We start from the raw sequence: 15,762 nt of genomic DNA, 5'->3' as shown, positions 1-15,762 counted from the left end.
GTGTAAGAGATATGAAGCTAGATAGATTTATCAATCGCCCGGTGCTTTCGACGGTCATCTCGGTCGTCATCGTCATTCTGGGTTTGCTGGGCTTGGTTTCGCTGCCCGTTACGCAATACCCCGATATCGCGCCGCCGACCGTCCGGGTGAACACGAGTTATCAGGGAGCCAATGCGCAGGCCGTGCTCAACAGCGTGATCGCTCCGCTCGAGGAGCAGATCAACGGTGTCGAGAACATGATGTACATGACTTCGACGGCGACCAATACCGGCGATGCCTCGATCGAGGTGTATTTCAAGCAGGGAACCGATCCCGACATGGCAGCCGTCAATGTGCAGAACCGTGTCTCGAAGGCGCTGGGGCTGTTGCCTTCGGAAGTGACTCAGGTCGGCGTGACGGCCGAGAAGCGGCAGACGAGTATGTTGCTCGGTTTCGCGTTCTTCAGCCCCGACGACCGTTATGATATCAAGTTCCTCGAGAACTATGCCAACATCAATATCATTCCCGAGATCAAGCGTATCCCCGGCGTGGGCGACGCGATGGTGATGGGTGCCGACTACTCGATGCGTATTTGGCTGAAGCCCGATGTGATGGCTCAGTACGGCCTGATGCCGACGGACGTAGCTGCCGCGCTGGCCGAACAGAATATCGAGGCCGCTCCCGGACAGTTCGGCGAGTCGGGCGACCAGTCGTTCCAGTATATCATGCGCTACAAGGGGCGTCTGCAGACCGAGGAGGAGTTCGGCGACATCGTCGTGCGCGCCACCTCCGACGGCGAGGTACTGCGACTCAAGGATATCGCCAATATCGAGCTGGGACGTCTGACCTATGGCTTCAGTAACCATGTGAACGGCCATGCGGGCGTGACTTCGCTGATCTTTCAGACGGCCGGATCGAATGCGACGCAGATCATCAATGAAATCAAGAGTTATTTGGAGCGAATCGAGCCGACGCTGCCTCCGGGCATGGACTATGCGGTTCTGCTCGATACGAACGAATTCCTGTTCGCTTCGATCCACGAAGTGATCAAGACGTTGATCGAGGCGTTCATTCTCGTGTTCTTGGTCGTTTACATTTTCCTGCAGGATTTCCGTTCGACGCTGATTCCGGCGATCGCCATTCCTGTCGCGCTTGTCGGTACGTTCTTCGTGCTGTACCTGATCGGGTTCAGCGTTAACTTGCTGACGTTGTCGGCTATGGTGCTTGCGATCGCAATCGTCGTCGATGACGCGATCGTCGTCGTGGAGGGAGTCCACGCCAAACTCGATCAGGGGTACACTTCCGCCCGCAAGGCGTCGATCGACGCGATGAGCGAGCTGAGCGGAGCGATCGTATCGATCACGCTCGTGATGATGGCCGTGTTCATTCCGGTGAGCTTCATGACCGGAACCTCGGGTACGTTCTACCGCCAGTTCGGTCTGACGATGGCGATCGCTATCGGCTTCTCGGCCGTGAACGCCCTGACGCTGAGTCCTGCCCTTTGCGCCGTGTTCCTGAAGCCTCATCGCGAGGAAGGCGAAAAGAAGATGAGCCTGATCGATCGTTTCCACGCATCGTTCAATGCCGCTTATGACGTAACGCTGAAAAAATACAAGAAGAGCGTGCTGTTCTTCATCCACAAGCGGGTATTGTCGTTCCTGATCGTCGCAGGCAGCATCGTGGCGCTTTTCCTGCTGATGAAGATCACTCCGACGGGTATGGTGCCCAACGAGGATACGGGTACCGTCTTCGCTGCCGTCAATCTGACCCCCGGAACGTCCAAGGAACGTACCGAGGCCGTGATGCAGCAGATTGACAGCCTGGTCGCTGCGCATCCGGCCGTCAAGTCGCGTACGTCGATCACCGGCTACAGCTTTATGGGCGGACAGGGTAACAGCTACGGTACGTCCATCATCAAGCTGAAGGACTGGAGCGAGCGACAGGGCGAGGGTCTGTCGTCCGACGATGTCGTCGGAGCGTTGACGATGCAGACCCGGCAGCTGGTCAAGGACGGGCAGGTCATGCTGTTCGCGCCGCCTATGATTACCGGTTACGGTGCGTCCAACGGTTTCGAATTCAACCTGCAGGATAAGACGGGAGGCGATCTGGACCGTTTCTTCGAAGTGGCGCAGCAGTTCCTCGGCGCGCTGAATCAGCGTCCCGAGATCATGTACGCCATGACTACGTTCAATCCGAACTTCCCGCAGTATATGGTTGACATCGATGCTGCGAAATGCAAGCAGGCGGGCCTGAGTCCGAAAGATATTCTGACGACGCTCCAAGGATACTTCGGCGGTCTGTACGCATCGAACTTCAACCGCTTCGGTAAGCTGTATCGCGTGATGATCCAAGCCGATCCGGAGGCCCGCATAAGTCCCGAATCGCTCAACGGCATCATGGTCCGTAACGGGACCGAGATGGCTCCGATCACGCAGTTCATGTCGCTCAGAAAGGTGTACGGTCCGGATAATATCAACCGTTTCAATATGTATACCTCGATGAAGGTCAGCGGCATGCCGAAGCCGGGCGTCAGCTCGGGCGAAGCGATCAAGGCGATCGAGGAGGTGGCGAGCCAGATGCTCCCGACCGGTTACGGATTCGAGTTCTCGAGCCTGAGCCGCGAGGAGCAGAGTACGGGTACCAGTACCACGGCCATGATCTTCTTGCTCTGCTTGGTATTCGTCTACCTGTTGCTGAGCGCCCAGTACGAGAGCTATATCCTTCCGCTGGCCGTGATTCTCTCGATTCCGTTCGGTTTGCTGGGGACGTTCATCTTCGCGCAGATTATGGGCGTCGAAAATAATATCTACTTGCAGATCGCGCTGATCATGCTGATCGGTCTGCTGGCCAAGAACGCGATCCTGATCGTGCAGTTCGCGCTGGCCCGCCGTGAGAGCGGCATGTCGATCGCTTCGGCGGCCGTTTCCGGTGCCGCCGCCCGTCTGCGACCGATTCTGATGACCTCGTTCGCGATGATCATCGGCCTGTTGCCGCTGATGTTCGCTTCGGGCGTAGGTGCCAACGGTAACCGTTCGCTGGGAGCCGGCTCGGTCGGCGGCATGCTTATCGGTATGATTCTGCAGCTGTTCGTCGTGCCCGCGCTGTTTGTCGCATTCCAAGCGCTGCAGGAGAAATTCAAGCCGATCCAGTGGAAGGATCCCGACTCGAGCGAGCTGGATGCCGAGATGCAAGATTTGATTAAGTAAAGCGTTTAACTAAAGAGCAATGATGATGAAACGAAAATATAGCGCGTTGCTGGCCGTGGCGGGTGCGGCGGTGATGCTGGGCGGCTGCAATATTTACCGTCCCTACAGCCGGCCTCAGATGGAGACGGCCGGACTGTACCGCGACACGGTTTCCGTCACCGACACGCTTTCGGGCGATACGGTCAACTTCGGGAACAGGCCGTGGCAGGAGGTGTTCACCGATCCGAAGCTGCAGTCGCTGATCGAACAGGGGTTGTCCAGCAATATCGACTTGTTGTCGGCAGCGTTGGTCGTGCAGGAATATCAGGCGCAGCTGACTGCGGCTCGTCTGGCCTACGTTCCTTCGTTTACGCTGGCGCCGAGCGGCGAGCTGTCGTGGGTTCAGCACGGGTCGCTGCAGAAGACCTATACGCTTCCGCTGTCGGCCAGCTGGGAAGTCGATCTGTTCGGCAAACTGCTCAATTCGAAGCGGGGAGCCAAGGCCGCATGGCTTCAGAGCGAGGCGACGCTGAGAGCCGTTCGCACGCAGGTGATTTCGGGCATAGCTACCGGCTATTATACGTTGCTGATGCTCGACCGTCAGTTGGAAATCACCGAGCAGACGATCGAGAACTGGAGCCTGACCGTCCGGATGATGAAAGCGATGAAGCTGGCCGGCAATGTCAATGAGGCGGCCGTTGTCCAAAGCGAGGCCAATTACTATGCCGTGTGCGCGTCGAAGACCGATCTGTTGCGTTCGATTCGCGAGACGGAAAACGCTCTCTCGTTGCTGCTGGGACAGCCCGGGCAGCATATCGACCGGGGCGCGTGGGACGAGCAGCAGCTTCCGGACGATTTCTCGGCGGGCGTTCCCGTTCAGCTTTTGTCGAACCGCCCCGACGTGCAGGCAGCCGAGATGGCCTTGGTCGCTGCAACGGCCAATACGAACGTAGCCCGTTCGGCGTTCTATCCGCAGTTGTCCATAGGCGCTAACGGCGGATGGACCAATAATTTGGGCGCGATGATCGTCAATCCGGCTCAGGCGATTTTCAACGCGACGGGCAATCTGGTGGCTCCGTTGTTCGCCCGGGGCCAGAACCGGGCGCGTCTGAAAACGGCCAAGGCGCAGCAAGAGGAGGCTCGGCTGGCTTTTCAGAAAAGCCTGTTGAGTGCCGGCAACGAAGTGAGCGATGCGCTGTTCCAGTATAACAGTGCTGCCGAGAAAGAAGCCTTCCGCAAAGAACAGATCGCTTCGCTCGAGCGTTCGGTCAGCTATTCCGAGCAGTTGCTCTATTTGGGGACCTCGACCTATCTGGAAGTCATCACCGCACAGCAATCGCTGCTGAGTGCTCAGCTTTCGGGCGTACAGGACCGGTTCGAGCAGATGCAGGCTGTCGTCTATCTCTATCAGGCATTGGGCGGCGGCAGATAAGGACCGTCTGACAAAGCAGGGGAAGAGCCGCATTCGTTTCGATGCGGCTCTCCTTGTTGTTTACAGCTTGGATAAGCTGTAAATATTTATCGGTTTTTTGTTTTGTTCTGCGGCTTTTTTACGTATTTTTGAAGCCGGGTCTATATCGTTCCGGACCGTTTTTTGCCGGACGAAACTCTAAATTATCGGAGTTATGGAAGATTCGAGGATTCGTTTGGCCGGTTCGGCCATGCTGGCCGTAGGGGTGATCGTAGCCGGTTGGTTGTTGAGCGGAGGTATCCGCCATTTCAAGGACAGTGAGCGCGTTGTAACTGTCAAGGGCCTTGCCGAAAGGGAAGTAAAGGCCGACCGGGTTATTTGGCCTCTGTCTTATAAGGAGGTGGGAAACGACATGCTCGCGCTGTACAATGCGATGGAAAGCGCGAACGCGAAGATCGTCGGTTTCTTGAAATCCAACGGGATCGCCGAATCCGAGATTTCGGTGGCTCCCGCCGAAATCGTCGACATGCAGGCCGAGCGCTATGTCCCCGAAGGCGTGCGTTATCGCTATAATGTGACCGGTGTCGTGACGGTAACGACGACCAACGTCGAGCAGGTGCTGAAGCTGATGTCGCGGCAGAGCGACCTGCTCAAGCAAGGCGTGGCGATCGCAAGCGGCGATTACCGTTATACCCCTCGCTTTATCTATACTTCCGACGCGCTGAATGCGCTGAAGCCGGCGATGATCGAGGAGGCTACTCGGAATGCCCGTGCGGCCGCCGACAAGTTCGCGCACGACTCCAATAGCGAGCTGGGCAAGATCAAGTCGGCCAGCCAAGGTCTGTTCTCGATTTCCGACCGCGATGACAATACGCCGAGCATCAAGACGATACGGGTCGTTACGACGGTCGAGTATTATCTGAAGGACTGATTTTTTACGGGGGTGCCGCACGATTTCCCTGCGAAAAGCGTTTGTCTGAAGAAATATACTATCCAAACTTATTGACATATAAATAAAAGTTAACCTGTTATGAAGAGAAGGGAATTCCTGAAAACGTTCGCCGGCATGGCCGCGCTGACCGTCGTCCCGCGTCATGTTCTGGGCGGCGTCGGTTACACGGCTCCGAGCGACCAGCTGACTAAAGGTATCATCGGCGTAGGCGGCATGGGCCGAGGCCATTACGGATACGCGGGTACGCGTCTGGTCGCGATCTGCGACGTCGACAAGAATCATTTGGAGGCCGGACGGCAGTTGGCCGGCGAGAAAGTGGCAACCTATTCCGACTATCGTCAGCTGATCGCCGATCCGAACGTCGATATCGTACATATCGCTACGCCGCCGCACTGGCACGGCATCATGTCGGTGGAGGCCGCCGCGGCCGGTAAGGATATCTGGTGCGAGAAACCGATGACGCGCACCATCGGCGAGGGCAAGCGGGTTAAGGAGGCCGTGGAGCGTAACGGCAATATTTTCCGTTTGAATACTTGGTTCCGCTTCACCGATACGTTTTACGGCATGAACACGACTGTCGACAAGATCAAGAAGCTCGTCGACAGCGGCATGCTCGGTTGGCCGCTGAAGGTGACCATCAGCAAGCATACCGGTTTCGACTGGAAGTTCTTCTGGGTGGGGCAGCCCCAGCTCGAAGAGATGAAGGTCCCCGCCGAGCTCGACTACGACATGTGGCTCGGTCCGGCTCCCTACAAACCCTACAATCCGCATCGAGTTCACGGGACGTTCCGCGGATACTGGGATTACGATGCGGGCGGACTGGGAGACATGGGGCAACATTACATCGACCCGGTTCAGTATCTGCTGGGCAAGGACGATACGAGCCCCGTCTCGGTCGAGATCGACGCTCCCCAGCAGCATCCCGATGCCGTGGGCACTTGGCGCAAGATCGAGTATACCTACGACGACGGCTGCAAGATCGTTCTCTGGGGCGAGGACAACGGTGATCCGAACGACGCTTATATCGAAGGACCGAACGGGAAGCTTTACCGCAATTTCCGGTGCGACATACCCGATTGGGAAGCCAAGCTGGCCGAATATCCCGATCCGATGCCCCAGCAGACCGATTTTCTGGACTGTGTGCGTACGCGCCGGAAGTTTGCGCTCAACGAGCAGAACGGATTCCGCTCGGCGACGATCGTCAACATGGGCGCCGTGGCTCTCCGGCTGGGACGGTCGTTGCGGTTCGATCCCGAGAAGCTGCAGTTTATCGACGACGATGCGGCCAACCGGCTGATCGACCAGCCGATGCGCGCGCCTTGGACCATTTAACCCAACCTTAAACCGATGAAAAGAAAATGAGAAAGATAGTTTTGATACTGGCCTGCGTGGCGATGGCCGTTCAGGCGATGGGGCAGGCGGCGCCGAACCGCACATGGAAAACCAAAGTGTCCGACGCGCTCGGACTGATGCCCGCTCCCGACCCGGCCGAGTATAACCGACTGATGGGCGATCTGCTTTCGACGGGTTCGCAGGGCGTCGACATGCTCGTGTCGATGTTCGACGGAACGAATAATGTACCGGTCGCTTATGCGCTCTCGGGCTGGGCTGCGTTCGTCAGTTCGGGACATGAAGCCGACCGGAAGGTATTCGCCGAGGGAATCGTTCGCGGGCTCGACGGGAGCGACGATCCGGAAATAGCCGCTTTCTATATCCGCCTGCTTCAGCAGGCAGGTGGCGACGAGAGCGTCGACGCACTGGCCGCGCGGGTGTCCGATAAGCGTTTGGGCTCGCCTGCGCTCGTAGCGCTCGCTTCGATCGGCACGCCGAAAGCGAAACAGGCGATTGCCGGGGCCGTGAAGACCGGCGAGGGCGATCGCGTGGCCTTGGCGCATGCCGTTGGCGACGCTGCGGTGGCTTCGCCTGAAATCGAACAAGTCTTGCTTTCCTGGCTCGGCAGCGACGACACGCTCGATAAAGAGGCGTATTACGCTTTGTCGAAGATAGGTACGTCCGCTTCGCTGCCTGCCTTGCGTGCAGCGGCCGAGAAGGCGCAGTATACGGGCGAGCCGACCAATGCGACGGAGGCCTATTCGCAGCTGATAGCGAAACTGTATGCCGACGGCCGGACGAAGGAAGCCGGCGCGGAAGCTAACCGACTGCTCAAAAAGGCGACGGCGGCCGGTGCCGAGCAGAGCAGGATCGCGGCTGCGCGCATTCTGGCTTCGCAGCCCGGAAAGACGACGACCGCATTTGTCGTCAAGGCAATGAAGGATACGAACAGAGCTTATCGCAATGCCGTGCTCGATGCGACCCGCCCGTATGCCGATGCGGCGTTGTACGAGGCGTTGATCCCGGTTCTGACCAAGTCGAAAGATGCGGCCGCTCAGACCGATCTGATCGCTTATTTCGGATGCCGAAAAGCCGCTCAGGCGCTTCCTGCGGTACTGGATCGTTTCAATGATGCGGATGCCGAGTTGAGCGCGGCCGCGATGTGGGCCGCTACGAGGATCGGAGGCATGGAGGTTCCGGCTGCGCTGGCTGCCGTGCTGGGTGGTGAGGATGCCGCCCGGATTGCTGTGGCGGAAGCTTGTCTTGCCTCCTATAAAGGCAATATAGATGCCGTTGTCGCTCCGGTTGCCGAGAACGGCAGCGTACAGGGACGGGTCGCTGCGCTCGAGCTGCTGGGCCGTCGCGGGGCGACTTCCCGGGCGGGTGGCGTGCTCAAGGCTGCCGGGGACCTGAATCCGACTGTGGCGAAGGCCGCCTCCGACGCGCTGGCAGGCGTGGTGACGGATAAGGACCTGCCTGCGCTGTACTCGCTGCTCGAGGGCATGAGTTCGGCGTCGGACGCCAATGCCGCTGCCGTGCAGCATGCCGTAGCCGTGGCGATGAAGAATATGCCGGTCTCGGACAAAGCCGCAGCCATCGCGTCGCGCATGAAGACGAACGAGTCCAAAAAGTCTCTGTATTACAGCGTGCTGGCCGAAGCAGGCGTTCCCGAGGCCGTCGATATCATTTCCGAGGGCTTCTCGGACGGAACGCCTTCCCAGAAAGACGATGCGTTCCGCGCGCTGCTGAACGTGCAGGGAATGGCTGCCGCCGATCGGCTGCTGGGGATCGCTTCCGGATCGGAGGCACGCTATGCCGTCGATGCGCTCGGCCGTTACATCGAGTTGGCGGCACAGTCCGGCGCTACGGCGGAGAATAAGGTGCTGATGCTCTCCGGCGCGTTGGACGTTTTGGCCTCGAATCCGGCGATCGGGCCCGAAATGGCGGCCCGACTGAGGGCGATCGTTCTGGGTAAGGTGGAGCAGAACAAAACGTTCCAAGGCCTGATTTTGGCTGGCAGGTATCTCGACGATCCGGACGGAGCGGTCCGTCAGGCTGCCGCAATGGCCGTTCAGAATACGGCGCTCGCTCATACCGAGTATTACGGCCCGGTGGTGGAGAATCTGCTGAAAAAGGCCTGCGATGCCGATCAGAGCGCCGACAGCGGCTATCATCGGGAGGCGGTGAACAAGCACCTTGCCTCGCTGCCTAAGAACGGCGGGTATGTGTCGATGTTCAACGGCAAGGATCTCAGCGGCTGGAAAGGTCTGGTCGAAGACCCGATCGCGCGTGCGAAGATGAAGCCTGCCGAGCTGGCGAAAAAACAGGCTGTGTCCGACGAGGCGATGCACCGCGACTGGAAGGTCGATAACGGCATGCTCGTGTACGTCGGGCAAGGCTTCGACAATATCTGTACGGAGAAGCTCTACCGTGATTTCGAGATGTACGTCGACTGGAAGCTCGACGCCGAGGGGCAGGAGGGCGACGCAGGCATTTATCTGCGCGGCACGCCTCAGGTGCAGATATGGGACACTTCGCGCCGCAACGTAGGCGCCGAGGTCGGCTCGGGCGGTCTTTACAACAACACGGAGAACCCGAGCAAGCCGACGAGCGTGGCCGACAACAAGCTGGGCGATTGGAATACGTTCTACATCAAGATGGTCGGCGACCGCGTGACTGTCGTTCTGAACGGGCAGAAAGTCGTCGATAACGTGATGCTCGAGAATTTCTGGGACCGCAGCCAGCCGATTTTCCCGATCGAACAGATCGAGTTGCAGGCTCACGGGACGAAAGTCTACTTCCGCAACCTGTATATCAACGAACTTCCGCAGATCGAACCGACGAAGCTGTCGGCCGAGGAGCAGAAAGAGGGCTTCCGATTGCTGTACGACGGTACGAACATGCACGGCTGGATCGGAAACACGCGCGACTACGTGTCCGAGAACGGAGCGATCGCGCTCTATCCGGGCAACGGCGGCGGCGGAAACCTCTATACGAAGGAGGAGTTCGGCGACTTCGTGCTGCGGTTCGAGTTCCAGCTGACCGAGGGGGCCAACAACGGAATCGGTATCCGTACCCCGCTCGAGGGCGACGCGGCCTATGTGGGTATGGAAATTCAGGTTCTCGATAACGAAGCTCCGATTTACAGCCAGCTCGAGAAGTACCAGTATCACGGGTCGGTTTACGGAGTGATCGCGGCCAAACGCGGTTTCCTGAAGCCGGTCGGCGAGTGGAACACTCAGGAGATATGGATCAAGGGCGACGACATTCGCGTGACGCTCAACGGTACGGTCATCACCGAGGGCAATATCGCCGAGGCGAGCAAGAACGGCACGCTCGACCACCGCGATCATCCGGGCCTTCAGAACAAGAAAGGCCATATCGGATTCCTCGGTCACGGTTCGGAAGTGCGTTTCCGCAATATCCGAATCAAAGAGTTGAAGTAAACCCTGTCTTTTTCCGATTGTCAGATTCCTGCCGGACGCCAAGAGCGCCCGGCAGGATTTTTTCGATACCTTCGGCAAAGGAGCGTGGAGGTAGTCGGATACTTTAGTATGCCGAGTGTTCGCGTCCGGAATTAGGCAATTATATGCTTCCGTGGCCGTATGCTCGTCTTTGGATTTCCGATATCTGTTAGTCGCGATTTGCGACCGCAGGTTGCGTATCCGATTAGGCTGCATGGAGTCCCTTGCGTCGTAGGGGACTCCATACGGGAAAACCGGACATGTCGGGAACGCGAAGGCCGGTACGGACAGTAAAGCATAAACCGGGCGGAATTCTTACATCCGCCGATCATGCCCGTGACTACCTGTCGCGCATTCCGAGTCGATCCTGCCTCGCGTTTTCCGCGCCGTAGGAGATTTCGCTTCGGAAAGCCGAATGTGTTGATAATCATACGGCCGGTACGGCGAAGTCCTTTGGATACGTACTTCCCCGTTGGGCTTTACCCATGTTTCCGCGACCGGTACGCGCTTGTCGGAGCCTCGCGGGCAGGCTTGGGACCGGAGAGAGCGGAGGGGCGTTCGGTCCGGGCCCGGTCCGGAGTCCCGATTTCGCCGGAAGTTTCGAAAAAATCCTGCCGGGCGCTCGTGGCGTCCGGCAGGAATCTGACAATCGGAAAAAGACAGGGTTTACTTCAACTCTTTGATTCGGATATTGCGGCCGGCGGCCGGAGAACGGTTGCAGTCCGGATGGAATCCTGATTGAGCGGCTTGTCGCGCGCATCGGTGAAGTTTTGCATGTCCGGTCGTAGCTGCCCGGCGCGGGGCGGATGCGATCTCGGACATTTGGTTCGGGCGCGCGGGCGGCTTGCTTTTCGGGGGCCTCATCCGATTGCGCCGATGAATTCGGCTTCTTGCCGTCGCTTTGCCGGAAGCGGAACCTCTGCAGTGTTGCGACAACGGCCTGCTCGCACGATATGCGGGAACGTGCCCGAAACGAGTCACTCGTTGCCGGAAAGGTCGCTCGTCAGCGTGCGGATTCGTCCGAGCAATTCCTCCCCTGTCCGGTCGTGTCGTCCGCCGGTCGACCGGTTGCCGACAGCATGCGGATCGTTGCAGATGCCGACGAGTCTGCCGAGCGCCGAGGCGGGTTCGGGCGACCATGTTTCGCCGACGGCCGTTTTCCCCTCGTTGTCCGTGCTTGCGAAAAAGTGGGTCGTTCCGTTCAATCCCCGGTGCGCTTCATCAGGGGAGGGTTCTTCGATCTGTCGGATCAAAAGCCGGAACAGTTCGCGCAGGGAGACGGCCATGCTTTCCGAAATGTGTTTTTTGCTGACCTGGGCCTTTACGCTCTTCCGCCGCGTTGCATACCGATAGTTGGCCGTGAGAGTGGTCGAGACGATGCGGTATCCCTTTTTGTCCTTCTCCAACGAAAAAGCGTATTCTTCGGTGAAAGACGGCAGCGAAGCGTACCTTGCTTCGGGCTTTTCGGAGAAGCCGCCGAAAAGCAGCGCGAACACGTTGTCGTAATAGGTCTTGCAGGCGCTCGGCGAGGACTGCGCGATGTCTTCGGCCGGCTCCAGCCGGCATTGTCCGGCCGCGACCGACGCTACGACCGAAAAAAGGAGTCCGAATACGATACGTTTCATAGCCGTTCCGTTTTAGGTCTCGTTCAAAAATAGCGTTTGGGGGCGATAACGGACCTGACGGTCGGATATTTTCGACCGATGGAATGATGGAGGATCGGTCCGACGGTATCTTAAGGTTGCGAAATGCGGTTGTGTCTCAGGCAGCTTTCGGCACGTGCATCCGATCCGTTCGCCGATAAAAACGGCCCGGCATGAGAGATTTGCCGGGCCGGTCCCCGAAGGGGACGACAGAGTGTAAGTTTGGGTTGGTGGTTGGGTAGGAATGCAGTTAGTTTTTCGTTGAGGTATGTTGATTCGATCGGATTTTCTCTACCAGAAACAGCGAGCGGTTCGGTTCGATACGCAGTCGGACTTCCGTCGTGCGGTCCCGGCTCGTGCGGCCGGGCTCGGAATCGGCCGAGGCGATCTCGCCCGTATGCGGGTCCCATATCTCGAGCCGTTTTTTCCCGCGTAGCGCGACGGTCGAGTCGAAAACCGAGTCCGACAGGTTGGCCAGATAGTAAATGTCCCTTCCGTCGAGCACCTTGTGCATGCAGCGAAGCGGGACGGCTCCGGCGGCGAAGCCGATGTCCGGGGCCTCGCCGGGTATTTCCAGCGCCTCGGCCAGCGCTTCGACCGACGGCGAAGGAATGAAGCGGACCGTGCCTCCCTGCCGATTGCGGCGGACGATCGAGCCGTCCGGTTGCCGCGACGCCTCGGGCAGCATCCGGCCGATTCTCTCCGCCACTTCGGCATCGCGCCCCGGTTCGGACGAGCGGGCTGGGAGCCGCGTTGTGAAGATTACTTGCCCGCCGGCGTCGAAGAACGCCTCGATCTTTGCGAGTCCTTCGGCGCTGACTACCTCCGACGACGGCACGACCAGCGTGCGCAGCGACTGGGGCTGATGCTCGCCTTCCAGCAGAAGGCGCCGCTTCGCGACGCTCGTCCGCTTGCTCGCGAGCACTTCGGGGTGCAGATAGATGAAGTCGCGCCCGAGCCGGTCGGTCAGCCGGCAACCTACTTGCACGTAATCCATGTCCGGCACGCGGACTCCGCCTTCGTAGGCGGCCAGCGGGCCGTCGAACCGGTGGCCGGCCTGCATCGTCTCGATCGGATAGAGTACGGCGATGTCCGTCGCCAGCCGCGCGTCGTTTTGCAGCAGGACGTTCAGCCGGCCGAGAAACGTGTTGAACTCGTACAGCCCGTCGCGGTACAGCGGGTTACGGTGCGACAGCTCGGGCAGGAACGTCACGTTCCGGTCGTCGTACCAGACGGCGTGCGGGATCAGCATGTTGATTCCCTTGGCGTACTGGTCCTGCGCGATGCGGTAGATCGTGTCCCAAGGGATGTTGCCCATGGCTCCGTAGGTTTCCGACATCGCGAGCGAGCGGTCCCAGTTGACGGCCGCCGAACTGACTACCTTGTAGAACCGCTCGGCCGGCCGGTCGCCGCCGATCTTGTCGATGCCGGGAATGTCTTGGTATTTGAAACACTTCATCAGGTCGGCCGACGTGCCGACCGGATTCTCGCGCTCCTCGTTGTCCTGATGTCCGGTGGCCAGCGTTCCGTGCGACCGGCTCCACTCGCTGACGAGCTTGGGATAGGCCGCCGCGTACAGCTCGGCCCGCAGCGAGAACATCGCGTTCCGGGCCGAAGCCGTTTCGGGACCGATATCGTACCACAGGGCGGGGTAGAGCAGCGTCGGGCTGCTGCCGTACGCGCGGACGAAGTCGTCGTTGAACGAAGGAGTCCAGCAGCGTCCTTCGGCACGATATAGCGTCGGCTCGTCGAAGAACGTGCCGGTGATCGTCGTCCCGAACTCCTCGGGCATCCGTCCGTAGTAGGCTTCGTGCGTCATTTCGATGTAGGCCCGCGCCGCATCCGCGCTCAGATAGTCCATGTTTCGGTCCGGGTCTTCGACGCAGACGAACTGCATCACTTTCCAGCGTCCGTCCGGGACTTGCCAGACGATCCGTCCGTCGGCGATCCGGTCCGACAGGTCGATCCGACGTTTGTCGGAGGTCTCCATCGCGACGACGGCCATCAGCGTGCCCGCGTCGCTGAGAGGACGGTCGTAGACCGCGCCGCCGTCCAGCTCCTCCTCGATCTTGTCGAGCCGCTTGAGCGTCAGATCGGGGTATCGGTTCGCAAAGCGCGGAACGCCGTCGGCGTTGACCCACCCGCCGCTGCCGCTCGGAAATCCGTATTCGTCATACAACGACAGCGTGACGCCCAGTTCGGCGGCCTTCCGGGCGGTATGCCGGTACAGTTCGAAATAGTCGCCGCTCAGGTATTCGGGGGCGAGCCGGGGCCCGAAAGGCAGGATCGAGAAACCTCCGTAGCCGCACCGGCGTACGAAGCCGGCCATCTGTTCGTCGATGCCCTCGCGCGTGATGCGCGTATCGTTCCAGAACCAGAGCGGCTTGGGCCGGTAGTGGGCGGAGGGGTTTCGGAACTCTTGTCTGTCCTGCGCGGCGAGCGATAGCGTCAGACAGAGTGTGAACCCCGTCAGCGAGATCGGTTTCATGGTCGATGAATTTGCTTTTAACAAAAAAACGAAAAGGAATCCGTTCCATGTTCCGATTTATGACCGGATCGTTCCGATTTTTGTTGCGTCTTCTTCGGCGGAAGACGGATCGGTCTCCGCAAAGCGGCACGGCGGACAGGGGCACCCTGTCCGCCTTTCTCCGGTCCATCGGACCGTTTTCTGTCGCGGGCGGAGAAGACCGCCCGTTGGTTCTGCGGCCTCGGTCGGGTTGCGTTCGGGGTCGATCGGCAGACCCGCTCATGGCGGCACGATGCGGGAAAGCCTGTTTCTGGCGTCGGAAACCGGTACGGCCGAAAGCGCGGCCGGAATCCGGCCCGGCGACGGGTTTTTTATTTCGCCGCGAAACGCTACCTTTACGGGCCGCATGCCGAGGCGGACCTTAAACCGATATGCCATGTCCCCTAAAAGTTTTCGCGTCAGCAGAGAGAGCCCGTTGCTGCCGTTTCTGCTCGAGGCTTGCCGTTCCTGCAGCCGGACGACCGTCAAATCGTATCTGTCTCACAATCAGGTGGAGGTGAACGGTCGGATCGTTGCCCGGTTCGATCATGCGCTTTCGCCGGGGGACGAGGTGGCCGTTTTCCCGGGGCGGCGGGTCGAGCCGCTGCGGCATCCGATGCTGCGGATCGTTTACGAGGACGAGTGGCTGATCGTGGCCGACAAGCGGAGCGGCTTGCTGTCGGTCGGTACGCAGCGCGAACGGACCCGTACGGCCTACTATATCCTGAGCGAGCACGTCAAGCGGAGCGACCCGGCCAACCGGATATTCGTCGTCCACCGGCTGGACCGCGCCACGTCGGGCCTGTTGGTGTTCGCCAAAAGCGAGCGGGTCCAGTCGCTCATGCAGAGGACATGGAGCGAAACGGTCCGTCGCCGCACTTACGTGGCCGTCGTGGAGGGCGCGTTCGACAAGAAGAGCGGAACCGTATCGACTTATTTGGCCGAAAGCAAGGGATATAAGGTGTTTGTGACCAAGGACCGCTCGGCCGGGGAGCGGGCCGTTACGCGCTATCGGGTGCTCCGTTTCCGGGACGGCTTTTCGCTGGTGGAGCTGGAGCTCGAGACGGGCAAGAAAAACCAGATACGAGCGCACATGGAATACATAGGGCATCCGGTGGCGGGCGACCGCAAGTACGGAGCGCACGGCGATCCGGCGGGTCGGGTGGCGCTGCATGCGAGCAGGCTCTGTTTCGTGCATCCGGTGACGGGGCGCGAGCTCGATTTTTCGTCGCCCGTTCCGGCCGCTTTCGGGCGGATCGTGAAGTGAAACGCTTTCCGGACCGTGTTTAT

8 protein-coding genes are annotated in these 15,762 nt (G+C 59.6%); 6 read left to right on the top strand and 2 right to left on the bottom strand.

Annotated elements, in window-relative coordinates; translation table 11 throughout:
* Positions 1–11: 11 nt before the first annotated feature.
* From NQ491_RS03905 to NQ491_RS03885, 5 genes are all read left to right on the top strand, one after another.
* Positions 12–3,185 (top strand): efflux RND transporter permease subunit, encoded by a 3,174-nt coding sequence (locus tag NQ491_RS03905; RefSeq protein WP_026089453.1) that lies wholly within the window; start codon positions 12–14, stop codon positions 3,183–3,185.
* Positions 3,186–3,210: 25 nt separating this feature from the next.
* Positions 3,211–4,596 (top strand): TolC family protein, encoded by a 1,386-nt coding sequence (locus tag NQ491_RS03900; protein ID WP_026089454.1) that lies wholly within the window; start codon positions 3,211–3,213, stop codon positions 4,594–4,596.
* 193 nt (positions 4,597–4,789) lie between these two features.
* On the top strand, positions 4,790–5,506 hold the full coding sequence (locus NQ491_RS03895; RefSeq protein WP_019244621.1) for an SIMPL domain-containing protein: 717 nt from the start codon (positions 4,790–4,792) through the stop codon (positions 5,504–5,506).
* A 99-nt stretch (positions 5,507–5,605) separates the two neighbouring features.
* Positions 5,606–6,859 carry a Gfo/Idh/MocA family oxidoreductase gene (locus NQ491_RS03890; protein WP_019244622.1) on the top strand — a complete coding sequence of 418 codons (1,254 nt, stop codon included), beginning with the start codon at positions 5,606–5,608 and terminating at the stop codon, positions 6,857–6,859.
* 26 nt (positions 6,860–6,885) lie between these two features.
* Entirely contained in the window at positions 6,886–10,305 is a 3,420-nt protein-coding gene (locus NQ491_RS03885; RefSeq protein WP_019244623.1) for a family 16 glycoside hydrolase, read from the top strand.
* Between the two features lie 995 nt (positions 10,306–11,300).
* Here NQ491_RS03885 and NQ491_RS03880 read toward each other — a convergent pair.
* Together NQ491_RS03880 and NQ491_RS03875 are read right to left on the bottom strand one after the other, a co-directional pair.
* Positions 11,301–11,948 (bottom strand): hypothetical protein, encoded by a 648-nt coding sequence (locus NQ491_RS03880; RefSeq protein WP_019244624.1) that lies wholly within the window; start codon positions 11,946–11,948, stop codon positions 11,301–11,303.
* 268 nt (positions 11,949–12,216) lie between these two features.
* On the bottom strand, positions 12,217–14,454 hold the full coding sequence (locus NQ491_RS03875) for a glycosyl hydrolase (protein WP_019244625.1): 2,238 nt from the start codon (positions 14,452–14,454) through the stop codon (positions 12,217–12,219).
* A 415-nt stretch (positions 14,455–14,869) separates the two neighbouring features.
* On the opposite strand from NQ491_RS03875, the gene NQ491_RS03870 reads away from it, so the two are divergent.
* Positions 14,870–15,739 (top strand): RluA family pseudouridine synthase, encoded by an 870-nt coding sequence (locus tag NQ491_RS03870; RefSeq protein ID WP_232423170.1) that lies wholly within the window; start codon positions 14,870–14,872, stop codon positions 15,737–15,739.
* Positions 15,740–15,762: the final 23 nt, after the last annotated feature.

Source organism: Alistipes ihumii AP11 (assembly GCF_025144665.1).
Taxonomy (GTDB): domain Bacteria; phylum Bacteroidota; class Bacteroidia; order Bacteroidales; family Rikenellaceae; genus Alistipes_A; species Alistipes_A ihumii.
Note: the sequence above shows the minus strand (reverse complement) of the source record. Positions and strands in the feature narration are given on the sequence as shown.

Excerpts from the sequence above, each read along its gene's own strand:
- NQ491_RS03905 (WP_026089453.1), top strand. The coding sequence starts at position 12 with ATGAAGCTAGATAGATTTATCAATCGCCCGGTGCTTTCGACGGTCATC.
- NQ491_RS03900 (WP_026089454.1), top strand. The coding sequence starts at position 3,211 with ATGAAACGAAAATATAGCGCGTTGCTGGCCGTGGCGGGTGCGGCGGTG.
- NQ491_RS03895 (WP_019244621.1), top strand. The coding sequence starts at position 4,790 with ATGGAAGATTCGAGGATTCGTTTGGCCGGTTCGGCCATGCTGGCCGTA.
- NQ491_RS03890 (WP_019244622.1), top strand. The coding sequence starts at position 5,606 with ATGAAGAGAAGGGAATTCCTGAAAACGTTCGCCGGCATGGCCGCGCTG.
- NQ491_RS03885 (WP_019244623.1), top strand. The coding sequence starts at position 6,886 with ATGAGAAAGATAGTTTTGATACTGGCCTGCGTGGCGATGGCCGTTCAG.
- NQ491_RS03880 (WP_019244624.1), bottom strand. The coding sequence starts at position 11,948 with ATGAAACGTATCGTATTCGGACTCCTTTTTTCGGTCGTAGCGTCGGTC.
- NQ491_RS03875 (WP_019244625.1), bottom strand. The coding sequence starts at position 14,454 with ATGAAACCGATCTCGCTGACGGGGTTCACACTCTGTCTGACGCTATCG.
- NQ491_RS03870 (WP_232423170.1), top strand. The coding sequence starts at position 14,870 with ATGTCCCCTAAAAGTTTTCGCGTCAGCAGAGAGAGCCCGTTGCTGCCG.